Consider the following 22,846-nt stretch of genomic DNA (forward strand, 5'->3'; position numbering starts at 1 on the left):
TGCTTCACTTTCATTGAATTTAATAGGGAAATTACCGTGAAGCTTTCACCTCTCGTTGCTGCTGTACTCATATCGACCGGTTCGACCAGCCATGCCTTCGATCTACAGCATCCCGCGAACAATAATACGGACAACTTGGTTTGGACCGGTCACCTAAGCCCAGATACTGACACCGTCGTTTCAGCCATGCTGGCTGCTCACATCTATGGCGGTGAGGCGACGGTACCAGAGAGGATCAATCCGGAGTCTGAGTTTGTTCTCAGCTACTGTAACGCCGAACCGCCTCGCATCGAGTCAGAATACGGTAACGTTCAAATAGGCCTTGTCGACTTCAACCAGGTCACCCAACTCGCGCCTACCATTAATCAGAACGCTATCGTTGCCGTTATCGACCACCATGCCATTGGTGGCTCGCCAATCAATACCCCACAGATTGTCGCCATGGATATCCGAGGCTGGGGCTCGGCAGCAACGATCTTGGCAGACAATGCCGCCAAACTTGATATCACTCTGCCCAAGCAGCTCGCCTGTGCCGCTTTAGGGGCTATCTTGTCAGATACCGTGATTTTCCAGTCTGCCACCACCACCGAATACGACAAATACTACGCAAAGCAACTTGCTGACCTGGCGGGTATCAATGATATCGAGGATTTCGGCCAGCAGATGCTGATCGCCAAATCAGATCTCAGCCACCTTTCCGCCAGCACCATTTTGACCATGGACTACAAAAATTTTGAATACGGCGGCAAGAAAGTTGGTATCGGCGTGGCAGAAACCCTCACCGCCCAGCAACTACTCGACCGCAAAGAAGAGCTGCTGGCAGCCATGCGGGCATACAAAAAGGCCAATCAACTGGACCATCTGTTCTTCTCAATCACCGACACCAAAGACAAAAAAGCCAACCTGCTATGGGCTGATAGTAGCGACTTAAAGGTGCTCAAAATCGCTTTTGACGCGACAGATCTCGAAAAAGATACGCTGACGCTTGAAGGGGTAACGTCTCGTAAGCGCCAGATTGGCCCAGCCATCCAAAATGCTGTTGAGAGCCTGTAACCCACACAAACGGAAACCGCTGATATCAGCGGTTTCCTTTGGCCATATCCAGAATGGGGGGCAACAAAATTACTGCGTGCTTGCTAAACCACTTTAAGGGAAGAGCAAAGCTCCTCAATTAGCTGCGAACGACGCCTGAAATCCACGAAAAAGTTATTGATTAGCAATACCACGCCATTTCCGCTGTGCGGATCAATCATCACCCGAGAAAGGATACCCGGCCCTCCTCCGTCATGCCCCCAGAACACACCATGTCGGGGGGGTGCAAACTGGAACCATCCCAGCCCCAGCTTGCTGCCGGTGATGGCATCCTGCCGGTGGACTTTCCACATGCGATCTAACGTTTCTCTTTGCAGCAATCTGGTTTTTGCATGTGGCAAAAAGGACTGAATAAATGCCGTCAATGCATGAGTCGAAGCGCCGAGTAAAGCCGCAGAGCTGAACGGCGAGAAGAACTGGCAATCGGCCATCGAGAAATAACTCTTATTGCCTACTGCCGCTATCTCGCTAGTTCCCATATATCCCCGGTCTTGCATACTCTTGGTATAGACCGCCATGACAGGTGGCCGAGGACTGTTTTTTGCTTCATACGGCGTGATAATTTTTGCCTGGTTCAACACATCTTTTTGCCACCCGGCATCCTCAATACCCAACGGTAAAAAAATACGCTTGCTGGTGTATTCCTCGAACGACTGTGATGTAACCTGTTCAACCATGTAAGCAGCAAGCATGGCATTTAAGTTGGAATACCCCGCCACAACGCCCAGTGGATCAGGTGTTACATTGGCAAAATCACCGGGACGGTAATTATCGAAAACAAGCTCGGAGTTATAGTATGCCCCCTCGGGAGCAAGGTATGCCAGTACCCAGGCGTTCAGGCTCTCTTGATAATCTTTACAGAACAGATCGGCCATAATGTCCGGTGCCGAGGTCATCCGACGGGAAGATAGCGAGGAAGAGTGGGTCAGTAAATGGTATGGCGTGATTGGCGTGTCCGGAAAGCTGGGATTTCGCAGCGTGAACCCCAGATAGTCACTGATGTCACCATCGAGTTGTATCGCCCCTGTTTCCACCAGTTGCATCAATGCCGTCCAGGTAACCAACTTCGATACCGAGCCCAGAGTCGGCCAGATACTGTCGAGTGATGCGGGGGTTTTGCTTTCCAGATCTTGGTAACCGAAACTTTTCGCCCAGGCAAGCTCGCCGCTTTTTATGACCGCCGCACTGATGGTCGCCGCCGGCAAAGCCGTTAAGGCATCCTGGAACATTTCTTCGAGCACCTGTTCAGGCGCTTTATTCTCGGCAAGGGCCCAAGCCCCTACCCCGCCGACGACGCCAGCCAACCCAAGCCCTTTGAGTACCGCTCTTCTCGATAAACTGCCCATAAACTGACCTCTCAAGTGAAAAGCCACAAAATAGCAACGATACAACAGGAATGTACGCACAAAACCGCGAACATTGGAGCCACCACTCTAAAGTCAGCCTTTATAACACCTATCTCATTGATAAAATGTGATTTAGTTATTAACCAGAGGTGCCCTTGTGCAAGCTATGCATTTCTGCAAGCCCGCAGAGTGTGGCCGAGAGATAGGGTTTACTTCGCCCTGCGGCCGTTGCTTTACAGCGCCTTTAGCTAGCAACGTTGTCTCGCTTCGCTCAGCTGAACCCTAGATTCCAGATACAAAAAAGCCGCTGATTTCTCAGCGGCTTTTTCTAATGTGGCGGAGAGATAGGGATTTGAACCCTAGATACGCTATTAACGTATGCCGGTTTTCAAGACCGGTGCTTTCAACCACTCAGCCATCTCTCCGTAAGTGCGGTGGATAATACGGCGTTCTTTGCACGCTGTAAAGTAGAAACTTTACCCCAAACAATTAAGTGCTCACTATCGCAACAGTACGCTGAAATTCGACACTATATCTCTCAGTTATGAGGCAAATCTTGAAGACAAATTGGCAAAAACTGTCTGGGCATCATCTTCTATTATGTCGCCATGGGTGACGATAATCTTGTCAAAGTCCCACTCCTGCACACTTTGGATAAAACGATAGAAAGCCGGTTTATCCTTGATGGTAAACCCCATTTTCAGAGGAGGGGCGACGCAGCGCCCTTTGAAGCCAATCGGCTCAAAGACATATTTAGTCATCGCGCCAGCCAAGCCGTTATGAGTAGTATTTTCAGGGTAGTTTTGCACCAAGTCCGTCACGATCAAAGATTTTGAGCGATGATGAAAGAAAACTGTTTCATTGAACAGCGGCACCGACGGCATGGTTTGCCACTCCAAATCATCTTGCCATTCATTCTCCATCCCACGCTGTAGGATATGGTAATTAGATAGCGGTACTTTACGGGGGATCCCGGCGCTGACGTACACCTCGGCATCCGGATAGGCTTCAATCCAATCCTGTAACCATTTACTGTGGTGGTTATTGGCCGCAACCAAGAAACAGACAGAGCCAAGCTCATCAATTTGCTGCTTGAGCGCAGGAGAAATCGCAGTGGGTGAATGTACCCAGAGGCGACCGTCGCTCAGCCGGATAACCGTCATCCTCAATCCGAGCTTGGTACCCAACATCTTCATTGAGTCTTCGTGAACCCAAATACCATCACCTATCTGTCGCATACCTTCCCCGCTAGTTAGTTGTTTCTATTCAACATTTAACTATAGTGCCAGAGGCTGGTGCAAAGGCATGCTTTTCAGATCACAGATTCATCAATTTCCCCATGGTCAACATTTAGAGGTATGGCTTAACTTCCAGTAAGGAGTCAACAATTGACGTGGCTCTTGACACGATATCTTCAGCTGGCGCTAGCAAATCCGGGATCATTATCGCCTGGCAGCCGGCATCAAGCCCCGAGCGCATGCCATTGTTTGAATCTTCCAGCACCAAACAGCTCGACGGGGTGATATCCAACTGGCCGCAAGCCATCAGGTAGCAATCCGGAGCCGGTTTACCGTTTGCTACATTTTCGGCCGTAACAATGGCGTCAAACTGCGAGATATAATCCGTACCGGCAAAATGGTGGGTGACCTTCTTGATCGGCGAAGAAGTCACAAGTGCACACTTCAGCCCGTTTTGCTTAATATGTGCAAACAGCTCGGCAAAGCCTGGCTGGTATGGAATACCCTTGTCCTGCTCGGCACTAAACATGGCGTCTCTCACTTGGCAGAAGCGCTCGAGATCCAATGCTTCACCAAACTTTATCGCAACCCGTCGCTCACATTCTTCATCTTGCACACCAATAAATGATTGATAGTCTTCATCGGTTAGCACAAGTCCTTGCTCGTTAGCCGCTGACTGCCAGCAGGCCTTATAAAGCCCTTCGGTATCAAAGATCAGGCCATCCATGTCAAACAGTACCGCTTTTACTTCCTTCATATCCTTCCTCAAAGTTGGTGTGTGCAGAGTGTTGCCACGCTAAATGATGTCATTCACAGCGTGATTTCCAACCGGTTTCCTTCAGGGTCAAGTACAACGCTCTCATAATAACCATCGCCGGTTCGCCGCGGACCGTCTACGACGTTATAACCATCATTGGCTAAACGGGCGGTTAATGCATCGACGCCTTGCTCGGAGCCAACCGACATCGCCATGTGTATCAGCCCGGTAAACTGGGCCATTGGATCATTCGCAGTCGCGGGAATCGCATCATTGTGCATGATTTCCAGCCGGGCACCTTTATCAAAACTCAAGAAATAGGAGGAGGTCCTACAACCTCGGCTTAGCAGCAAGCGTCTTCTCCAGGATCTGCAACAATGCTTGGCGTACCGGCCCCTCCGAATGGCGGCGCGTTTGGATCACATCTACCGTTGTCAGCCAACCATCGGGTTCGTAGGCAAGATCCAACACCGCCAGCTTGCCTTGTTCTACATAGGATGCCGCTAAGCTTTCAGGGACGATAGCCCAACCGAGACCTTGAGCCGCCAACTCCAAGAGCAACTGATGGTTATTGGCATACCATACCTGCGAACTGATCGCATAACTGAACCACAGCTCCTTGCCGCTGGATGAGCGTTGTACGATCTGGCGGTAGTTACGCAGATCGTCATCTTTAAGTGCCGTTTTATGGGCCAGAGGGTGTTGTGGGGCAGCCAGGGTCAAAAACCGGTTGTAGCCCACCGTAGCAAACTCGGTATCTTCCAGTATTTTGCCGTCAGAATAGACCACACCGATATGCGCCCTTCCCTCGCTGACCATCGCCTTGATGTCGAAAGTCGAAGCCGAGATTAACTCGATGCTGGTCATCGGATACTGCTCGCCGACCGCAGTGATCTGCCCCAGCAAATCCGGTTCAACCACACTTTCTTCTATCGCGACCACCAGCTCATGCTCTTCATCGGCATCCAGGGCCATCACCTTTTGATCCAGACGCTGTTGCTGCAGCAGTATTGCACGGGCGATTGGCAACAGCGCTTCTCCCTGGGCTGTCAGCGTGGGCATATTGCTTGAGCGGTCAAACAAGGTTTGATTCAACGCGATTTCAAGGTTCGACACCGACTGGCTTACCCCCGACTGTGCCCGCTGGTGCTTTCTTGCTGCCGCCGAAAAAGACCCACACTCGCAAACGGCGACAAACATTTTCAATTGCTCAAAGCTATACATAACTGCTGATTCACACCCTTTCGTTGTTTATCCCAGCCATCACGACGTGTGATAGCTGCTAACTTTCGTCCTGCAATATTTTTGCTACGCTGCTCTACCTGCGTGGTGATGGATATTAGTACATAAGAATACTAACAGACACTTTCCTTGCAATCACAGTATCAGAATAACTGATAGGTAACACCCAACTATTGGCGGAGCTACGATGAACATTGACCAAGCCCTTGCTCTTATCCACCGAGGGGCAGAGCAAATTACCCCTGAAAAAGCATTAATCGAGAAACTAAAGAAAGACCGACCTCTGGTGGTCAAGCTTGGTGCCGATCCTACCGCGCCGGATATCCACCTCGGCCACACTGTCATTCTGAACAAGCTTCGACAGTTCCAAGACCTGGGCCATAAGGTTGTCTTTCTTATTGGCGATTTTACCGGCAAAATCGGCGATCCGAGCGGCAAGAATACAACCCGCCCACCACTGACAACAGAACAGGTGCTTGCCAACGCCGAGACCTACCAGCAGCAAGTGTTCAAAATACTCGATCCGCAAAAAACCGACATCGTATTTAATTCACATTGGCTGTCCAAACTTGGGGCTGAAGGCATGCTGAAACTCACTGCTAGCCAAACAGTCGCTCGAATGCTGGAGCGGGAGGACTTCAAAAAACGATTTGCCGAGCAGCAATCTATAGGTATCCATGAATTTATCTACCCACTGCTCCAGGGCTACGACTCGGTAGAATTGAAAGCCGACATTGAGCTGGGCGGCACGGATCAGACCTTTAACTTGCTGATGGGGCGTGAACTGCAAAAGCATCACAACATGGAGCCGCAGGTGGTGATCACCATGCCGCTGCTGGTCGGCCTAGATGGCGTGAAGAAGATGTCCAAATCAGCCGCCAATTACATTGGCATTACCGAATCGCCAGAAGAAATGTTCGGCAAGTTGATGTCAATTTCAGACAACTTGATGTGGAACTACTTCGAGTTGCTGTCTTTTCGCCGCATAGATGAAATTGAACAGTTCAAACGGGATATCGAATCCGGCCGCAACCCAAAAGAAATCAAGGTACTCTTGGCCAAAGAAATCGTCACCCGCTTCCACTCAGAGCCAGAAGCTGATCATGCTGAGAACATGTTCAACCAACGTTTCGCTGCAAAGATAATGCCAGACAACTTAGAGACGATTGAATTCCAGCATGGACTGACGCTTAGCCAGGTGCTGAAGCAAGCGAAATTAACGTCATCAACCTCAGAAGCCCTGCGTCTCATTCGGCAGGGGGCCGTGAAAATAGCAGGCGATAAAGTCGAGGATCCATCGGTAGCCCTACCTGTCGGTGAACAAATCGTCCAAGTAGGCAAACGACGTATTGCTAAAATTAAACTAAGTTGACGCAAAACCGTTGCTCTTAGCACTGAGCCACCATGCACAGCTTTGTTTAACCTATTGCTGGCTATCAGGCATTTAAGGATATTAATCTCCCCCTTATTGCTTATAGCCAGTGCTATCAGGAAAGTAATACCTTTCGATTCTTCTCGAACGATTGAATAAGCACGATGCCTTGCGGTTACAGGCTGTTACCATTATCCGTTAACGTAGTATTTCCAAATTTTAAAAATGTAATTTATCTACTTCATACTCTCTGTCGTACAACCAGTCGACCACATCAAATTCACATAATGATTGCTGGAAGCCTATCACTTCCAAGTAAGAACCCTGTATTGGCATAAATATATGGTTATTTTTTATTGTGAGTGCCTGCCCAAAAGATAAGCTAGCCATTTTTAGTAAGTAAACATTAAACAAGTTAGCATCTAAGGGATAACCATAGAGATCATAACTATCCACCAACCTATGCAGCCAATAATCTGGATTATTTTTCTCTATGACACCGTTTCGATAATCTGATTGGGTTTCAGACAATATCGGGCATAGCCAATTATAAATGTCATCAATCGATGCCTTGTTGAGGTGGTTATACAGCCCCTTAATACCCAACATATACAGTACATCAGATAAAGGCCTTAAAGACTCCCGCTCTTTCAATAGCGCATCAATTTCGCTCGATGACTTAAAGCCATAGAGTATGTGAGCCTGACTTAATCCTACAACCCAGTTGACATTTTTTTCATTTTCATTATCCGCCAAAAAATAGTAGCTGGATTGTGGCCTTTCTACATTTTTAATTCGCAAACGATGCGAATTAAATTTTGCTTCGTTATCCTTTAGTTCACCATTAACAGTAAATTCAGCATTCGATGTTTCTATACTGTGCAAGTCTGTCTTAAGCTCTTTTAAAGTTAGGTTTGTCTTATCATCAGGGGATACAGCATGTAGCATATACCTTCTCCATGGTATTTACACTTTAAAATTCCCACACATAACCATTCTATCAATAAATACCCATGGACATTGAGCTCTCACTAGAAAATTAACAAATAATCTTTTACTTAAATTGTTAGTAATTTTTTCTGCCTGCTTAACTTAACCACCACAATTAACAACACTGGCATTCTGAATTGGAATATATTTTAGGTAATCACACAAGTACGAAATTTTTCAATCCATCAAGAGAATAAAAAAAACAATGATATTCCTTTGCGGGTAAATTATTTAGAATGATAAGACCAATGACACTGTGACAAGGAAGAGTGCGCATGATTCAGCAAGCAAAATTCAGGGATATCTCCGACATTATTACCCTTACAGGCCGGGCAATCAGATCATGTGTTGATGAGCCGGAACATATCCAGGATGAACTTATCGCCAGTTGTGCTGACAGTATTTTATGGTGGCGCACGCACCCAGACAGTTCTTTACACTATGTCTATCGTATCGATGGCAGCGTGGTTGGCGCGATATTGGTTAAAGAGTACTGGAACCTATCTAATTTATTTGTTGATCCTCACTATCATCACCAAGGGATCGCTCGGCAGCTCATCAACGCTGCCCTTGAAGAATGCCGAGGGCGCTCCCCCAAGCAAGCAATCCTCCTCAATGCTTCGAGGTATGCCGTGAACTTCTATCAAAAGCTCGGCTTTGTCCCCAACGGGCCCGCTAGGGACTTACCCGGCGGTTGTTTTCCTTATATTTTTCGCTTTGAACCAGAGAAGAATTAACCTAACTTTTTCAACAAGTTAAATCAAATACGGTATAACATAAAAAGTCTATTTCTTAACAAAATTTATGGCGCTTTTTATTTCTTAAGCCTTTCTTAAGCCTTTCTTAAGTTTTCCCCTCTAATTTGAACACAACAGATAACGTTTAGGGTAAACGCCAATGCTGTCAACCTTCCAGCTTCAGCTCATCGGTAGCCAACATCCATTGCGCAGAGATGTCGAGGGGTATATTGCCGAGCGCTACAGACTAGCATTCAATGCCAATGTCACCGACTTCATGCCTTTGCTGCTTGCTGTTTTCAATAAACAGCACCAGCTTAAATCAGCGTGCGGCACCCGTGTCGCCAGTACCGAGCCTTTGTTTCTAGAGGAGTTCACCAACCCGAACATCATTGTCACCGTCAACGATAGCGGCTTGCCTATCCCACTTGATATCCGTGACAAGATTTTTGAAAAATTCTTTCGCGCCCATACCGAACGGGGTGATGGGGCCGGCTTGGGGATGTCCATCGTGCGGGACATCGCCAGCCTCCACTGCGGGGAGATCTGCTTACTGCCCGCCTCTTCGGGCAACGGCAATACCTTCCAAGTTACATTACCAGCAGTAAATAGCCTGACAACACCAAAGTAACCATTGCTGGTATGCCATCCCGCCAGGAGTCGAACCATAGGTGGCAGGCAATCGCGCCAAATGACACGGCGGCTAGGCCTGCCGCCCCGACTAAAGATAAGGACGCAGCAATCGGTACTGTTATTAACAGCGGAGAGATAATCAGCACCGCAGCAGTCAACTCAATGGCTCCCACCATGAACATCCATTGCCGGTTAAGGCCATACTTCACAAAGAAGGCCAACTGGGTAGTAAAAATCAACTTGTGCCAGCCTAGCAGTTTGACTGAGCTTGCAAACACGAAGAACGCGCCGAGAAGAGTTGTGATAATAGTTTGAGTGGTCGTCATGATATCTGTCCCGTTATTTAACCCGGGGACAATCATAAACATTCCAATTACACTTGATATATAGCTAAAATTGATTACCAAACATTCCAAACAGGAATAGTAATGGACAAACTAGACTGTATCCGGACGTTTATCCGCGTCGTTCAACTTGGCAGCTTTACCGCTGTCGCCCATGCACACAACATCACCCAAGGCAGCGTGAGTAAGAAAGTCGCCTGGCTTGAACAGCAACTATCGGTTTTGCTGCTGCACCGAACAAGCCGCCAGTTGTCTCTAACCGACGCGGGAGAGGCCTATTACCGCCACGCCCTACACCTGCTGGAAGAGCACGACAGCTTCGAAGCAACACTCAAGGGTGAGCAACTCAAAGCTAAGGGGAGGCTGGGCTTATCCATGCCAACATCTCTTGGCTTGCACCTACTGGCAGAGCCGATTGCTGACTTCATGGCATTGCATCCAGAAGTCGACATCGACTTATCCCTCGATGATCAGCACATCGATCTATATCGCGATAATATCGATATCGCCTTCCGCGCATCTGACCTCAAGGATTCAGGACTGAAAGCCAAACAGCTGATGGTCAATACCATGGTCTATTGCGCCTCCCCCGATTACCTTCAGCGCCACGGTGCACCCCAAACCGCTAGCGAGCTAACCGGCCATCACTGCCTGACATATTCGTTGGTATACCCGTCCAATGTATGGACATTGACCAGCCGCGCAGGCCAGTCAGAAAAAGTCCCCCTGAATGAATCTTTCCGGACAGACAGCCCAGAAATGCTGCTGAAGATGACAGTCCTCGGACAGGGGATCAGCACCTTGCCCCACTGGATGGTTGCCCCCTATGAAGCAAGCGGCGAATTGGTTCAGGTACTGACGAACTACAACAAGCAAACTATCCCTTTGTATGCCGTCTATAAAGCCAGCCACTCATTGCCTTTGCGTATCAGGGCTTTTATCGACTTTATTGCAGAGGCATTGGACGACGATCACCACCACACTTAGGTTGCCAAAATCTATTGAACACTGTATTAATAGACTTTTGAGCAGAGGAGAGCAGTGATGTTCGTGTTCACCCAGTTATTCAAACGAAGAACTATCCGCAAATACATCAAGACACTCAGTCCGATGCTGGTGACATCCTATGGCCCAAGGGAAGCCTATACCAACGGCCAAATAGCCGCTGTTTTGGCGCAGTCCGGCCTTAGCCGACGCTATGAACACTATGCCTACGCACTTTTTGGTGACCAATATCCGGATTTGCACCAAGAGCTTGCAGATGGCCTATTCGCCGGCACGGCCTTTAACGCCCTCCAGATCATCGACATGGCCAGACCGTCGCTTTGGAAAGGCGGTACTAACACCGATGACTTTTCGAACCGCCACGGTCAAAACAGCAGGTACTAAAGAAACACCCTGACAGTCAACCTGTCCTTATTTTGATATTTTTAGTCTTAATGTTTGTAATGGGCATTTCGAGGCTTACCTACAATGGCTCCCAACATTAACAACAACCAACTGGAGCCTTTGTATGTCTTACCCAGCGACATCAAAACCAACGACATCAGCCCTATCAAATCGCACACGCCAGTCCATCAGCTTGTTGATCAACGAAGATCACCCGGCTTACCAATGGGCCAAGAAACAGTCTGACTCAGTCAATGCCTTTGGCCATATTGGCACCCATATCGATTGCTATACCAGAGTACCGGCAGACAGCCACTACAATACTGATACCGTTTTACTTGACTGTACCCAGGCCATGCCCAGCCTTGATGGCATCGAACCACTTGAACTTAGTGGTAAATCTTTGGTGTTGTTTACCGCAAACCTTGAGAGCAATGGTTACGGCACCCCAGAATACGGCAAAGCCGATACCGCGCTTAAGAACGAGGTACTGGATGCGATTCTGGCCAAGCAACCCGCTTTCATCGTTATCGATAGCTACGGCATTGGCGCACACGGCGAGGAGCACATCGACTTTGATAGGCGCTGTGAAGAAAATGGCTGCTTTGTGATTGAAAATGTAGCCTTCAGCAGTGAAATGAGCGACAGGTTGATTGAGCTTGATATTTTGTTTGACGCAAGCAGCTCCTCAAGTGGCAAGCGCTGCGAAGTCACAGCCGTACTCAAGCGATAACGCGATGGAGAGCCCAGTGCCGACAAGCAAATTTGTGATACCAGCACAAAAATCTTAGAAAACGGGACATAATTGCCCACTATAGGGAAGATAGCCGCCCGCAATTCGATGAAGATGTATCCATCAAAACCAAGCATACAAAGGAACAGCCATGCATCACCCTAAAATTACCTTCATCGGGGCCGGTTCGACCATTTTCGTCAAAAACATCCTTGGCGACGTTTTTCACAAACCTGCACTGAAAGGGGCTGAAGTTGCCCTGATGGACATCGATCCTGTCCGTCTCGAAGAGTCGCAAATCGTTGTCAGCAAGCTGATGGAATCGGCCGGTGCAACCGGTAACATCCACTGCTACACCGACCAAAAAGAAGCATTAAAAGGGGCTGACTTTGTCGTGGTGGCCTTCCAAATCGGTGGCTACGAGCCTTGTACTGTCATTGATTTTGACGTGTGCAAAAAACACGGACTGGAGCAGACGATTGCCGATACGTTGGGCCCTGGCGGCATTATGCGCTCCTTGCGCACCATCCCTCACCTGTGGCAGATCTGCGAGGACATGACTGAAGTCTGCCCGCAGGCCACCATGCTGAACTATGTCAACCCGATGGCGATGAACACTTGGGCGATGTACGAGAAATACCCGCATATCAAACAAGTCGGTCTTTGTCACTCGGTACAGGGCACAGCCGAAGAACTGGCGCGTGATCTGGACATTGACTATAGCGACTTGCGCTATACCTGCGCCGGTATCAACCACATGGCCTACTACCTAACGCTAGAGAAGAAAACCGAAGACGGCGAGTATGTCAGCATCTACCCGGATCTGTTAAAAGCTTACGAAATGGGACAGGCACCGAAGCCGAATATTCACGGCAACCCTCGCTGCGAAAACATTGTCCGTTATGAAATGTTCAAGAAGCTGGGCTACTTCGTCACCGAGTCGTCCGAGCACTTTGCCGAATACACGCCTTACTTCATCAAGCCGAACCGTCCGGATCTGATTGAACGCTACAAAGTGCCATTGGACGAATATCCAAAGCGTTGTGTCGAACAGATTGCCAACTGGAAAAAAGATCTCGAAGCCTTTAAACAGGCCGAGCGTATCGAGCAGAAGGAATCCCACGAATACGCCAGTACCATCATGAATGCCATCTGGACCAACACACCAAGCGTGATTTACGGCAACGTGAAGAACCAAGGGCTGATTGACAACCTGCCGCAAGGCTGTTGTGTCGAGGTCGCCTGCTTGGTTGATGCCAACGGTATCCAGCCAACGGCGGTGGGCAAACTGCCAAGCCACCTTGCGGCCTTGATGCAAACCAACATCAATGTCCAGACCCTGCTGACAGAAGCGATCCTGACCGAAAACCGCGAGCGCATTTACCACGCCGCGATGCTGGACCCTCATACTGCCGCCGTACTTGGCATCGAGGAAATCTACGCCTTGGTGGATGAACTGATTGAAGCACAGCAAGACTGGTTGCCAGCGTGGATCTAACCATCAGGCTCTAACCACACACTGAAAACAATATCAATTACGCCATCACGCCATGCTTTGCGGCGTGATGGTAAAGAGCAAGAAGCAATTTTATCAAACCACTCAAAGAGACCGAGCCCAATTATAAGCCCGGCTCCTTGAAGTGGTTTGGGTCTATCCCTATCGTGAAAACAAACAATAACGACCTTTTCCAATAAAGCAGTAAAAAAGGGGAAAAGGGAACAAGGAGCTTTTATGAGCGTCTCAATGAACACCAAGTTAAGCTACGGCTTTGGTGCATTCGGCAAGGACTTTGCCATTACCATCGTCTACATGTACCTGATGTTTTACTACACCGATGTCGCCGGGATCTCTGCCGGGGTTGTCGGTACCATATTCCTTGTCGCCCGTATTTGGGATGCGGTCAATGACCCTATCATGGGCTGGGTGGTAAACAACACCCGCACCCGCTGGGGCAAATTCAAACCTTGGATCCTAATCGGTACCATCGCCAACTCTGTTGTGCTCTATCTGCTGTTCAACGCCCACTACTTTGAAGGCCCGTGGCTTATTGCCTACGCGGCGGTCACTTACATTCTATGGGGCATGACTTACACCTTGATGGATATTCCTTTCTGGTCGTTAGTCCCTACCCTGACGTTGGACAAGCGCGAACGTGAAGAATTGGTTCCCTATCCGCGCTTCTTTGCCAGCCTGGCTTGGGTTGTCACAGCTGCCATCGCAATGCCGTTTATCAACTACGTCGGTGGTGACGACAAGGGCTACGGTTTCCAAGTCTTCACCATCCTCCTTATTGCATGCTTTGCGGTCTCCACTTACATCACACTGCGCAACGTCAAAGAGCGCTACTCGACCGCACAACTCGATGATCAGCCGGTACAAGAGAAAGTCTCTCTTAAAGAGATGGTTGGCCTTATCTACAAAAACAGTCAGCTGAGCAGTGTATTATGCATGGCACTGGCCTATAACCTCGCGACCAATATCATCACCGCCTTTGCGGTCTACTACTTCACCTATGTGGTCGGTAACGAGGCGCTGTTCCCTTACTACATGGCCTATGCGGGTATCGCTAACCTGATCACCCTGGTTCTGTTCCCGAAGCTTGCCAGTATGTTCTCTCGCCGTGTACTTTGGGCCTGCGCTTCGGGCTTCCCTATCCTTGGCAGCTTGGTACTGATTTACGTCGGCATGTACAACCCGCAAAGCATCATCTTGATCTCAACTGCCGGTGTATTATTGCAAATCGGCACAGCACTGTTCTGGGTGCTTAATGTCATCATGGTCGCAGATACCGTAGACTACGGCGAATACAAACTGGGCGTACGCTGCGAAAGTATCGCCTACTCGGTCCAAACCTTAGTGGTCAAAGCAGGTTCGGCCTTTGCAGCCTTCTTCATCGGTATTGCCCTGACCTTGGTCGACTATGTACCGAACGTCGAACAAAACGCCGATACTGTCTTTGGCATGCAATGCATCATGATTGGCTTGCCGAGCATCTTCTTTGCCATCGCACTGTTCATTTACTTCCGCTACTACAAACTGAACGGCACACTACTCAACGATGTTCAGCATAAACTGATGCAGAAGTACGGCGATGAGGAGCCAGAGGCTGACAACACACCACTTATCCCTGAACCTCAGCTGGCACAAGAAAGCCGCTAGCTAATTGATTAAAATAGAAAAGCCCGCTGTGTTAGCGGGCTTTTTCGATTTGACGCTCACTCTCTGGCACTGAGCCAGAAAGTGGCAATAAGGCAGGCGTTAGCCAGTGACATTTTCAATAAACGTCGCCAGCTCATTAACGGCTTGTTGGTTCGTCGACTGCACTGTTACTGTCGTTCCCTGAACCAGCGCCAAGGTCTGCAACTTGAACAGATTCTTGGCCGTGGCCGTCTTGCCATTAGACACAATTTCAATCTCTTCCGCATACTTCTTGGCGGCTTTCACAAACTGGGCTGCAGGCCTGGTGTGCAAGCCACTTTCAGCAGAAATCACGGCATTTTTCTTAAACATATAACAAGCTCCTTGGTTATCTGTTTGTTTTTGTACCGTTTTAAACAACCCAGTTCTGCGAAATCCGACTCAAGATGAATAATTACCCTTGGCCGGATGATGAAAATGCGATCTAGCAAGCGACCCGAAGCGCTATTTAGCCTTTAATAATGCGGGCACGGAACGAGCGCCCCTTCATTTTACCTTTTTCCAATTTTTTCAAGGCCACGCGGGCAACATCACTGCGCACAGCTACATAGGCCACCATATCGAAGACATTGATTTTGCCGACCTGATCACCTCGAATGCCGTTTTCACCGGTCAGCGCCCCCAAGATATCGCCTGGACGGACCTTCTGCTTTTTACCGCCCAGAATTTGCAATGTGGTCATTGCTGGGCGGAACGTCGGTTGGCTAAGCAGGGAGGCCGAAGGCAGCTCGGCGCCGACAATATCTTTCTCCAGGTAGTCTTCCAGCAGAGCAACCTTGTAGTGCTCTTTATCGCTAAAGAGTGAGCAAGCCACCCCCTTGCTGCCGGCACGGCCGGTACGGCCAATGCGGTGGACGTGCACTTCGGTATCGCGGGCAAGGTGATAGTTGATCACACAATCGAGTGCTTCGATATCCAAACCACGTGCCGCCACATCGGTGGCAACCAATACCGAGGTACTCTTGTTGGCAAAACGAACCAATGTCTGGTCACGCTCGCGCTGCTCCAAATCGCCATGCAGTGCCATGGCACTGAAACCGTACATATCTAGCTCATCGGCTACTTCCTGAGCTTCGCGCTTGGTGTTGCAGAACACCACGGAAGACTCTGGCTTATGCAGAGACAACAGCAGGCGAAGCGCCGTCATACGATCTTCGTTGCTCTCTACATGGTAGAAATGCTGATCGATACTGCTCTCGTCATGGGTCGACTCAACCTTCACCATCACCGGCTTATGCATGATCTCACTGGCGATAGCTTCAATCTGTTTTGGATAGGTGGCACTGAACAGTAAGGTTTGACGATCGACTGGCGCGGCATCGACAATTGCATCCAAGGCATCTTGGAAACCCATTTCCAGCATCCGATCTGCTTCATCAAGTACCAGTAGGTTCAGATCATCAAGCGAAAGAAAGCCTTTGCGCACATGTTCTTCTACACGTCCCGGCGTCCCCACAATGATATGGGCACCGTGCTCCAGCGAACCGATCTGCGGGCCAAACGGCATACCACCACACAGGGTCAGTACCTTGATGTTGTGGATAGAGCGTGCCAGCTTACGGATCTCTTTGGCGACCTGATCGGCCAACTCGCGGGTCGGGCAAAGTACCAACGACTGAATACGGAAACGTTTTACGTTAAGGTGGTCGAGCAAGCCCAGACCGAACGCTGCGGTTTTACCCGAACCTGTTTTGCCCTGGGCGATAACGTCCTTACCCGCTAAGATATGCGGCAGGCTCTGGCTTTGGATCGGTGTCATGGATGCATAGCCAAGGGTTGCCAAGTTGGCTTCTAATTCAGGCTTAAGGTTCAAGGTAGAAAACGCGTTGCTGCTCACGGGCAAAGTCCTGTCATGACCTGCAAATTCAACATCGCTTTGCAGGCTAAAAAAACACTGGCAACACCGGCGAAAAGTACTTTCTGTCTCACCCCGTTACCGCAAGGGATGCGACACTAACAGCCTTGCGGTAAAAAAGATAGACTCGGGTTCATTTATTTCAGCAGGCACGAAGGCGCTACTTTACAATCGTGTATTCCCAGCTTAACTCAGCACCGGAACGAGCGATCATAATTGATACCGAACAATGGGTTTCAAACGTCATTTCTATCGCTTTCTCAATCGCTTTTTCCGTTAGATCACTCCCTGACAACTCAAAGTCAAAATGCAATTTGGTAAAAACCTTTGGTGGTGTCGGTGCCTGCTCGGCGCTGACAATAACGCGGCAGCTATCCAGAGGCTGACGCTGTTTGGCCATAATACTGGTGACATCAATTGAAGCACAGCTTGCCGCTGCACTTAGCATCAGCTCCATCGGTGTCTGCGCGCTATCGGTACCACCGAACTGGGTTGGCGCATCCGTAATAACCGCATGGCCCTGCTCTACCGTACTGACAAAACATTTTCCGTGAACCCAGCGTGTTTCAATCTTCATTTGGATATTTCCCTATTTAATTAACAGTGATATAAATAAATTAAATTTTGTCTTACAAATATCAAGTATGTCCAATTAATTCAATCATCTATATCAAAGGAAGATTATGATCACCGAAGGATTTGATTTCATCGCCGTGATGTTCGGCTTATGTGGTTTACTGGTCTGGCTAGAACAGCGCTACCCCAGCCAGTTATTCAAATGGTTCCCCAGTATTGTACTTGTCATGTTTGGCTCCATGGCCCTCTACACCTTTGGCATGTGGGAGATGACCCCAGAAGTAAAAGCGGCACGGGCCACCGTGCGAGACAATGCCATTCCCGCTATGCTGTTTCTCATGTCGCTCAGCTTTAACCTAAGCGTCATTCGCAAACTGGGTGCTCGATTAATTATTCTATTCCTCGCCTCAACCGCCAGTATTATGGCCGGTTTTATTGTTGTGCATGGCATCATGGGCGGTTTCCTCAATGATGAAACCCCGCTCACTTTCGGTGTCATGTCGGCAGGCTGGACCGGCGGCACGCAAAACTTTGTCGCGGTCAAAGAAGCCCTGTCAGTTACCGATTCAGCCATGGCCTATACCCTGTTGATGGGGGCGCTTTGCTACACCGTCTGGCTGATCATGATCGTCGCTTTAAAGCCGATGAAGGAACGCTTCAACGGGGTGTTAAAAGCCAATGACAACGGTTTGGATGAAATCCTGTCGAAGCTCGGTTCACTCGAGAAAAAAGGAAAGCCTGATCTACAGGCCATCCTCTTAATGCTAGGCCTCTCTTTAGTCGTCTCGTCAATCAGCCACCACTTAGGTAGAACAATAGCCTCGATGGGCCTTTTGAATCCAATGATTTGGGCAATAATTATCTCCTCAGTTCTTGGTATCCTTGCCGCACCGACTGCACTTGGCAAAATGGCCGGAGCCAATGAAGTCTCCGGAGTAATGCTTTATGTCGTCGTTGCCTTGATAGGTGCTGAAGTCAATCTGAGTGCCATTGGCCAAGCACCGATGTACATTATGTCGGGCTTCATGATCCTTGCCATTCACGCCGTTCTGATGCTGATGATCGGCCGAATGATGAAGATGAACTTGCACTTGATAGGTCTGGCCTCTATTGCCAATATCGGCAGTGCGCCCTCTGCAGCGGTGGTCGCAGCCGCTTACGACAAAAACCTGGTGCCGGTTGCGGTTATCATGGCACTGATTGGCTCGATGATAGGGTCATTTGTCGGTTTGACCGTCAGTGAAGTGATAGTGTTGTTAAGCTAATGCACTCAATAAAAAATGACTTTATCTAACCAGTCAACAAACCATCTGGGATCTGAAGTATTCAGATCCCTTTTTGCTACTGTAAGTGACTATGGCGTTTCTATATAAACTCCAACGCAATAACACACCTCTTTACAATCACGTGCTACAAAGACGTTTTAATCTTATTATTTCAATTTATATATTATATACTGACAACTCTTTGTTCTGTTAACAGACATGGGTAATACACCCTTAAATATGGGGCAAATGGCAATAGATTGTTTACTGGATGGATAAGCAAATGCGGAAGTATCTAAGATTTTTTGTTTATGTCTCACCTCTTGTAGTCATTTTTGCCACAGGCTCATATTTAGTCCATAGCAGTATCAACGAAGTTTTAGTCACAACTGTAAATAGATACATTCAAGAGGCCGATGAAATATTTTCCGATGTTGAATCTGAAAATAAAACAGCTCTACTAGATCCCCAAAATTGTGTACTTCTTGAGCGAAACTTACGTTATGAACATGATATAGAAGAAATGCAAATTCTTCTCAACCAAGATGTAATTTGCTCATCAAGGGGGGATAGGGTCGATGTACAGCCAATACATATACCTAGCGATGAATTATTTTCAACGCTAGTAATAATCCCGGACCCTTATAGTATTACAGGCGCAGGTCTGTCTGTCATTAATAAAGATACAATAAATACTGGATATTACGCCGTTTCATCTATTGATAAGACTTATATCAGATCGAAAATAGGCTACATGTTAGACAATCGCTTCAAACGAGCGGTTCTTTTTATTGGTGAATCTAGTGCACCGGTCGGGCAATCAAAGAGGGGAATTAATCCTCAATATATTGCCAAATCAGATTTATACGAATACGAAATATTACTTGAGGCTAGTGATAAATTTACGTCTGAACGCAAGACATTCTACTTCCTGTTATTTATCCCTATTACACTGGTCGTTTATCTCACTTTGTACTTCGCGCGGTACTTGTTTAGTCGCAAACGTAGTATGTACACCGAGGTAAAGCTTGCTCTCAAAATGCGTGAATTCTTTCTTCACTATCAACCCCACGTTGATGCTTCTTCTGGTTGTGTCTTTGGTGTCGAAGCCTTGGTTCGTTGGCAACATCCTTCCCGAGGTATTGTATACCCAGATGTTTTTATTCCACTAATGGAAGAATATGGGTTGATGGATGAACTAACAGATTATGTACTAAATGCAGCCTATCATGACTTAGCAGAAAAGGTCTTTAGAGAGGGTATACACCTAGGTATTAATGTACCGCCGGGCTATTTCTCAAACCCAAAAAACATCCGTTTACTCAAGCTGTACAAAAATAAGTTTGACGGTATCGGTATCAGCCTTGGATTAGAAATCACTGAGAGGCAATTTCTCGATAGTGTTGCTTGTGAGAGCATTAGCCGCCTACGTACTTTTGGCATCGATATTCTTATCGATGATTTCGGCACTGGCCAAACATCACTTTCTGTTTTAGAGAGAACGAATATTGACTACCTTAAAATTGATAAATGTTTCGTTGACTCTATTGGCCATCAAAGTGTTAATGCCCCCGTACTAAACGCAATCATTAACTTAGCAAAAGAGCTTAACGTCGGCATTATCGCTGAAGGTGTAGAAACGGATCGTCAAGCGCAATACCTGCTTACTCAAGGCGTCACTCTTCATCAAGGTTACCTTTATGCAAAGCCAGCACGAATAGAGAAACTGTTTTTATCTAAAAGTAAATAGATAACAGGCGGGCACGCTATGTTATGCCGCCTAGTCAATCATGATAGTGGCATTGCGCCCCATACCCCCCGTTTCAACAGCCGACTCAAAGCCACGGATAATAGTTTGGATGACAGTCCGTGAAATGGCAGTGTTTCTTGGCTAGCTTATTACGTAAAAGGTAATTAATACCAATCAGAAAAAAGTCATCAGGGATCTGATGTGTTCAGACCCCCTTTTTACGACTTTACTTTGCCCTACCAATTACTTTTATTTCCTCTACCCGGGCCTCGTGGACCCATCATTTGATGACTCAGAAATTCTTCTTCTGATATCAGATTATCGCCATCGGTATCGATATCAGACAACTCTGGACGCATCCCGGCATACTGCATACGTCCTCCATTCTCGGCACGCTCTTGCATACGCTTTGACTGGAAGGCGGACAATTCTTGCGAAGTGATATAACCATCATTGTCAGTATCGAAATCGCTAAATGCAGGCCTTGGTGGTGGATTACCTGATTGCGGGCCGGCCGCCCACGCCGATACAGATACCATTGATACTGCCAGCAAGGCAGTAAGCAGCATACTTTGCGCTTTCATAACAGCCCCCTTTATTGCTGTACTATCAGCTTAAATATATGCCTTTCAATGTATATTAACGTGATCAGGTGTAAATATTTGTAAACTAGCACTGAAGCAGGCTGGTCAAGCAATACCCACTACCGCCTACTCGGTGATATTACGGGTAATGGCCTTCCTGATTTAGTCGGCTTCAACGATGACGGCATTGTCGTAAGCCGCAACGAAAACCCTTAATCCCCCCCCAAAAAAAGCAACCGATCAAAAGCGCCCCGTAGGGCGCTTTTTTTGGACAAGCACTAATTCGCCAAGGCTCTAAGGTGAAAGAGCGACGTTTCATTAAGAATCGCTTCATTTCGAGGTTGTTGCTCAGCAGGCATTCAACTTACCCTGCTTTTGGCGTCAGCATCCCTTCGGTAATAATGAAATCAATAATGGTATCTAACCCTTTGCTTTCTTTGAGGTTGGTAAAGACATATGGGCGTGTTGGCCGCATCCGCTTGGTATCTTGTTCCATGACCTCTAGAGAAGCACCAACATAAGGCGCAAGGTCAATCTTGTTGATCACCAGCAGATCCGAGCGGGTGATCCCCGGCCCTCCCTTGCGCGGGATCTTCTCGCCCTCGGCCACGTCAATCACATAGATGGTGAGATCCGCAAGCTCCGGGCTAAAGGTCGCACTCAGATTGTCGCCGCCACTTTCGACAAACACCACATCCAAATTCTGGTGTCGCTTGGCCAGCTCTTCGACTGCCGCTAGGTTCATCGAGGCATCTTCTCGAATAGCCGTATGTGGACATCCTCCGGTTTCCACACCGATGATCCGATCAGGCGCAAGCGCCTCGGCCCGAGTCAGGATCTTGGCATCTTCCTGGGTATAGATATCGTTGGTTACCACTGCGATATTCAGCTGGTCGCGAATCGCTTTACACAACACTTCAAGAAGTGCAGTTTTTCCAGACCCGACCGGGCCACCAATTCCGACTCGCAGCGGCTGCTTATATGTGTCCATAACAATCCTTATTTTCTAATGATCTCTTGCCCTTCGGCTTAAGAACGGAACAAACGGGTATATTGTGTTTCATGCAGGCTGCTGGCCAGCGAGACGATTGGCGTAAAGCTGCCAATCATCACCTCATCAATCTGCCCGGATATTGAAATCATCTCTGGGAACAGCCGGGTCAGCTCAATCAGGGCCCGCTGACCATCCGTCTGGCCCAGCGGCACCAACTTCACCCCGGCCATGACCAAATTTTCGGCCCAGCTCCACAGATAGCCCTGCTTCATGGCATCAGGGCTGATCCCCCACAAATATCCTGCGACACAAAGCCCTAGCAACTGGTTGGGATCGTCATTGCTGCCAAGATACTCATCCACCGGTACTTCCAACTGTTTGAGCAACACATTCAGTGCTTTGCCCCGCTGAACCTCCTCGGCACGCAGCTCCTTGGTTTCCCGGCTGGAACAGAGCAGATTGCTCAATGCCGCGATGCCCTGCAGATCCTTGGCTTCAATAGCCTGGTAAAACCGGTCGATGAGAGGCAGCTCAAGTGTGGCCACGCTACAACGCAGCTGGTTTTCCAGCCAAAGCACCATAGTCGCCCTGTCTTTTACCCAACCGGCCTCGACGGCCCATTCTAGCCCCTGCGAATAGGTAAACCCTCCGATAGGCAATGAGGGGCTAATTAGCTGAAACAAACGGTAAGTGGCAAACTGGCTGTCACCGAGTCCAGCTTCGTTTATCCCCATAGCCTCTGCCGCCATA

Annotated in this window: 23 protein-coding genes, 1 tRNA gene and 1 pseudogene; 11 read left to right on the forward strand and 14 right to left on the reverse strand. The window is 48.3% G+C overall.

What is annotated here, in order from left to right:
- Window positions 1-36 precede the first annotated feature (36 nt).
- Window positions 37-1,053, forward strand: coding sequence for a manganese-dependent inorganic pyrophosphatase (locus C9J03_RS17450; protein WP_044621522.1), 1,017 nt, complete (start codon window positions 37-39; stop codon window positions 1,051-1,053).
- 83 nt (window positions 1,054-1,136) lie between these two features.
- Here C9J03_RS17450 and C9J03_RS17455 read toward each other — a convergent pair whose 3' ends face one another.
- From C9J03_RS17455 to C9J03_RS17480, 6 genes and pseudogenes are all read right to left on the reverse strand, one after another.
- On the reverse strand, window positions 1,137-2,438 hold the full coding sequence (locus C9J03_RS17455; protein ID WP_082060509.1) for a serine hydrolase domain-containing protein: 1,302 nt from the start codon (window positions 2,436-2,438) through the stop codon (window positions 1,137-1,139).
- Between the two features lie 334 nt (window positions 2,439-2,772).
- A tRNA-Ser gene (locus tag C9J03_RS17460) sits at window positions 2,773-2,863 on the reverse strand.
- Between the two features lie 117 nt (window positions 2,864-2,980).
- Window positions 2,981-3,676, reverse strand: a complete 696-nt coding sequence (locus C9J03_RS17465; protein ID WP_044621524.1) for a DUF4336 domain-containing protein — start codon at window positions 3,674-3,676, stop codon at window positions 2,981-2,983.
- A 112-nt stretch (window positions 3,677-3,788) separates the two neighbouring features.
- Window positions 3,789-4,433, reverse strand: a complete 645-nt coding sequence (locus C9J03_RS17470) for an HAD family hydrolase (protein ID WP_044621525.1) — start codon at window positions 4,431-4,433, stop codon at window positions 3,789-3,791.
- Window positions 4,434-4,486: 53 nt separating this feature from the next.
- Window positions 4,487-4,759 (reverse strand): annotated as a pseudogene (locus C9J03_RS17475) (VOC family protein); the annotation flags it as partial.
- Between the two features lie 4 nt (window positions 4,760-4,763).
- Window positions 4,764-5,657 carry a LysR family transcriptional regulator gene (locus C9J03_RS17480; protein ID WP_044621527.1) on the reverse strand — a complete coding sequence of 298 codons (894 nt, stop codon included), beginning with the start codon at window positions 5,655-5,657 and terminating at the stop codon, window positions 4,764-4,766.
- Between the two features lie 205 nt (window positions 5,658-5,862).
- On the opposite strand from C9J03_RS17480, the gene tyrS reads away from it, so the two are divergent.
- A complete protein-coding gene (gene tyrS / locus C9J03_RS17485) occupies window positions 5,863-7,047 on the forward strand; it encodes a tyrosine--tRNA ligase (protein ID WP_044621528.1) in 1,185 nt (394 codons plus the stop codon).
- Between the two features lie 219 nt (window positions 7,048-7,266).
- Here tyrS and C9J03_RS17490 read toward each other — a convergent pair whose 3' ends face one another.
- The gene (locus C9J03_RS17490) at window positions 7,267-7,995 is read right to left on the reverse strand and encodes a hypothetical protein (RefSeq protein WP_044621529.1); all 729 of its coding nucleotides are present in this window, start codon (window positions 7,993-7,995) and stop codon (window positions 7,267-7,269) included.
- Window positions 7,996-8,312: 317 nt separating this feature from the next.
- Between C9J03_RS17490 and C9J03_RS17495 the strand changes: the two genes are divergently transcribed.
- Window positions 8,313-8,774 (forward strand): GNAT family N-acetyltransferase, encoded by a 462-nt coding sequence (locus tag C9J03_RS17495; protein ID WP_044621530.1) that lies wholly within the window; start codon window positions 8,313-8,315, stop codon window positions 8,772-8,774.
- Window positions 8,775-8,934: 160 nt separating this feature from the next.
- Complete coding sequence (locus C9J03_RS17500) at window positions 8,935-9,405, forward strand: thermostable hemolysin (RefSeq protein ID WP_044621531.1); 471 nt, start codon at window positions 8,935-8,937, stop codon at window positions 9,403-9,405.
- On the opposite strand, the gene C9J03_RS17505 is transcribed toward C9J03_RS17500, so the two are convergent.
- A complete protein-coding gene (locus C9J03_RS17505) occupies window positions 9,365-9,733 on the reverse strand; it encodes a DoxX family protein (RefSeq protein WP_044621978.1) in 369 nt (122 codons plus the stop codon). The two genes, C9J03_RS17500 and C9J03_RS17505, sit on opposite strands and share 41 nt — an antisense overlap.
- Before the next feature lie 102 nt (window positions 9,734-9,835).
- Here C9J03_RS17505 and C9J03_RS17510 point away from each other — a divergent pair, with 102 nt between their 5' ends.
- From C9J03_RS17510 to melB, 5 genes are all read left to right on the forward strand, one after another.
- The gene (locus C9J03_RS17510; RefSeq protein ID WP_044621532.1) at window positions 9,836-10,738 is read left to right on the forward strand and encodes a LysR family transcriptional regulator; all 903 of its coding nucleotides are present in this window, start codon (window positions 9,836-9,838) and stop codon (window positions 10,736-10,738) included.
- Between the two features lie 57 nt (window positions 10,739-10,795).
- Window positions 10,796-11,140: a DUF6559 family protein gene (locus C9J03_RS17515; protein WP_044621533.1), complete on the forward strand. Its 345-nt coding sequence runs from the start codon at window positions 10,796-10,798 to the stop codon at window positions 11,138-11,140.
- Window positions 11,141-11,264: 124 nt separating this feature from the next.
- Window positions 11,265-11,873: a hypothetical protein gene (locus C9J03_RS17520; RefSeq protein WP_044621534.1), complete on the forward strand. Its 609-nt coding sequence runs from the start codon at window positions 11,265-11,267 to the stop codon at window positions 11,871-11,873.
- Window positions 11,874-12,024: 151 nt separating this feature from the next.
- Window positions 12,025-13,371, forward strand: coding sequence for an alpha-glucosidase/alpha-galactosidase (melA, locus tag C9J03_RS17525; protein WP_044621535.1), 1,347 nt, complete (start codon window positions 12,025-12,027; stop codon window positions 13,369-13,371).
- 234 nt (window positions 13,372-13,605) lie between these two features.
- Complete coding sequence (melB, locus tag C9J03_RS17530) at window positions 13,606-15,033, forward strand: melibiose:sodium transporter MelB (protein WP_082060510.1); 1,428 nt, start codon at window positions 13,606-13,608, stop codon at window positions 15,031-15,033.
- Between the two features lie 99 nt (window positions 15,034-15,132).
- Here melB and C9J03_RS17535 read toward each other — a convergent pair whose 3' ends face one another.
- The 3 genes from C9J03_RS17535 to C9J03_RS17545 all read right to left on the reverse strand — a co-directional run bounded on the left by C9J03_RS17535 (window position 15,133) and on the right by C9J03_RS17545 (window position 17,504).
- Window positions 15,133-15,384, reverse strand: a complete 252-nt coding sequence (locus tag C9J03_RS17535) for an HPr family phosphocarrier protein (RefSeq protein WP_039464499.1) — start codon at window positions 15,382-15,384, stop codon at window positions 15,133-15,135.
- Window positions 15,385-15,520: 136 nt separating this feature from the next.
- Window positions 15,521-16,909, reverse strand: coding sequence for an ATP-dependent RNA helicase DbpA (dbpA, locus tag C9J03_RS17540; RefSeq protein ID WP_044621536.1), 1,389 nt, complete (start codon window positions 16,907-16,909; stop codon window positions 15,521-15,523).
- Between the two features lie 178 nt (window positions 16,910-17,087).
- A complete protein-coding gene (locus C9J03_RS17545) occupies window positions 17,088-17,504 on the reverse strand; it encodes an OsmC family protein (RefSeq protein WP_044621537.1) in 417 nt (138 codons plus the stop codon).
- A gap of 106 nt (window positions 17,505-17,610) precedes the next feature.
- Here C9J03_RS17545 and C9J03_RS17550 point away from each other — a divergent pair, with 106 nt between their 5' ends.
- Window positions 17,611-18,768 carry a DUF819 family protein gene (locus tag C9J03_RS17550; protein WP_044621538.1) on the forward strand — a complete coding sequence of 386 codons (1,158 nt, stop codon included), beginning with the start codon at window positions 17,611-17,613 and terminating at the stop codon, window positions 18,766-18,768.
- A 271-nt stretch (window positions 18,769-19,039) separates the two neighbouring features.
- The gene (locus C9J03_RS17555; RefSeq protein ID WP_044621539.1) at window positions 19,040-20,518 is read left to right on the forward strand and encodes an EAL domain-containing protein; all 1,479 of its coding nucleotides are present in this window, start codon (window positions 19,040-19,042) and stop codon (window positions 20,516-20,518) included.
- A 236-nt stretch (window positions 20,519-20,754) separates the two neighbouring features.
- Here C9J03_RS17555 and C9J03_RS17560 read toward each other — a convergent pair whose 3' ends face one another.
- The 3 genes from C9J03_RS17560 to C9J03_RS17570 form a co-directional block, all read right to left on the reverse strand.
- A complete protein-coding gene (locus C9J03_RS17560) occupies window positions 20,755-21,102 on the reverse strand; it encodes an EF-hand domain-containing protein (protein WP_044621540.1) in 348 nt (115 codons plus the stop codon).
- Window positions 21,103-21,466: 364 nt separating this feature from the next.
- On the reverse strand, window positions 21,467-22,093 hold the full coding sequence (ureG, locus tag C9J03_RS17565; RefSeq protein WP_044621541.1) for an urease accessory protein UreG: 627 nt from the start codon (window positions 22,091-22,093) through the stop codon (window positions 21,467-21,469).
- 38 nt (window positions 22,094-22,131) lie between these two features.
- Window positions 22,132-22,845 (reverse strand): urease accessory protein UreF, encoded by a 714-nt coding sequence (locus C9J03_RS17570; RefSeq protein WP_231580597.1) that lies wholly within the window; start codon window positions 22,843-22,845, stop codon window positions 22,132-22,134.
- Between the last annotated feature and the right edge of the window lies 1 nt (window position 22,846).

It is taken from the genome of Photobacterium gaetbulicola (assembly GCF_003025515.1).
In the GTDB taxonomy this organism is placed as follows: Bacteria; Pseudomonadota; Gammaproteobacteria; order Enterobacterales; family Vibrionaceae; genus Photobacterium; species Photobacterium gaetbulicola.

What these genes read in the sequence shown, in the direction of transcription:
- C9J03_RS17455 (WP_082060509.1), bottom strand. Translation starts at nt 2,438, where the DNA reads ATGGGCAGTTTATCGAGAAGAGCGGTACTCAAAGGGCTTGGGTTGGCT.
- C9J03_RS17465 (WP_044621524.1), bottom strand. Translation starts at nt 3,676, where the DNA reads ATGCGACAGATAGGTGATGGTATTTGGGTTCACGAAGACTCAATGAAG.
- C9J03_RS17470 (WP_044621525.1), bottom strand. Translation starts at nt 4,433, where the DNA reads ATGAAGGAAGTAAAAGCGGTACTGTTTGACATGGATGGCCTGATCTTT.
- C9J03_RS17480 (WP_044621527.1), bottom strand. Translation starts at nt 5,657, where the DNA reads ATGTATAGCTTTGAGCAATTGAAAATGTTTGTCGCCGTTTGCGAGTGT.
- tyrS (WP_044621528.1), top strand. Translation starts at nt 5,863, where the DNA reads ATGAACATTGACCAAGCCCTTGCTCTTATCCACCGAGGGGCAGAGCAA.
- C9J03_RS17490 (WP_044621529.1), bottom strand. Translation starts at nt 7,995, where the DNA reads ATGCTACATGCTGTATCCCCTGATGATAAGACAAACCTAACTTTAAAA.
- C9J03_RS17495 (WP_044621530.1), top strand. Translation starts at nt 8,313, where the DNA reads ATGATTCAGCAAGCAAAATTCAGGGATATCTCCGACATTATTACCCTT.
- C9J03_RS17500 (WP_044621531.1), top strand. Translation starts at nt 8,935, where the DNA reads ATGCTGTCAACCTTCCAGCTTCAGCTCATCGGTAGCCAACATCCATTG.
- C9J03_RS17505 (WP_044621978.1), bottom strand. Translation starts at nt 9,733, where the DNA reads ATGACGACCACTCAAACTATTATCACAACTCTTCTCGGCGCGTTCTTC.
- C9J03_RS17510 (WP_044621532.1), top strand. Translation starts at nt 9,836, where the DNA reads ATGGACAAACTAGACTGTATCCGGACGTTTATCCGCGTCGTTCAACTT.
- C9J03_RS17515 (WP_044621533.1), top strand. Translation starts at nt 10,796, where the DNA reads ATGTTCGTGTTCACCCAGTTATTCAAACGAAGAACTATCCGCAAATAC.
- C9J03_RS17520 (WP_044621534.1), top strand. Translation starts at nt 11,265, where the DNA reads ATGTCTTACCCAGCGACATCAAAACCAACGACATCAGCCCTATCAAAT.
- melA (WP_044621535.1), top strand. Translation starts at nt 12,025, where the DNA reads ATGCATCACCCTAAAATTACCTTCATCGGGGCCGGTTCGACCATTTTC.
- melB (WP_082060510.1), top strand. Translation starts at nt 13,606, where the DNA reads ATGAGCGTCTCAATGAACACCAAGTTAAGCTACGGCTTTGGTGCATTC.
- C9J03_RS17535 (WP_039464499.1), bottom strand. Translation starts at nt 15,384, where the DNA reads ATGTTTAAGAAAAATGCCGTGATTTCTGCTGAAAGTGGCTTGCACACC.
- C9J03_RS17545 (WP_044621537.1), bottom strand. Translation starts at nt 17,504, where the DNA reads ATGAAGATTGAAACACGCTGGGTTCACGGAAAATGTTTTGTCAGTACG.
- C9J03_RS17550 (WP_044621538.1), top strand. Translation starts at nt 17,611, where the DNA reads ATGATCACCGAAGGATTTGATTTCATCGCCGTGATGTTCGGCTTATGT.
- C9J03_RS17555 (WP_044621539.1), top strand. Translation starts at nt 19,040, where the DNA reads ATGGATAAGCAAATGCGGAAGTATCTAAGATTTTTTGTTTATGTCTCA.
- C9J03_RS17560 (WP_044621540.1), bottom strand. Translation starts at nt 21,102, where the DNA reads ATGAAAGCGCAAAGTATGCTGCTTACTGCCTTGCTGGCAGTATCAATG.
- ureG (WP_044621541.1), bottom strand. Translation starts at nt 22,093, where the DNA reads ATGGACACATATAAGCAGCCGCTGCGAGTCGGAATTGGTGGCCCGGTC.
- C9J03_RS17570 (WP_231580597.1), bottom strand. Translation starts at nt 22,845, where the DNA reads ATGGCGGCAGAGGCTATGGGGATAAACGAAGCTGGACTCGGTGACAGC.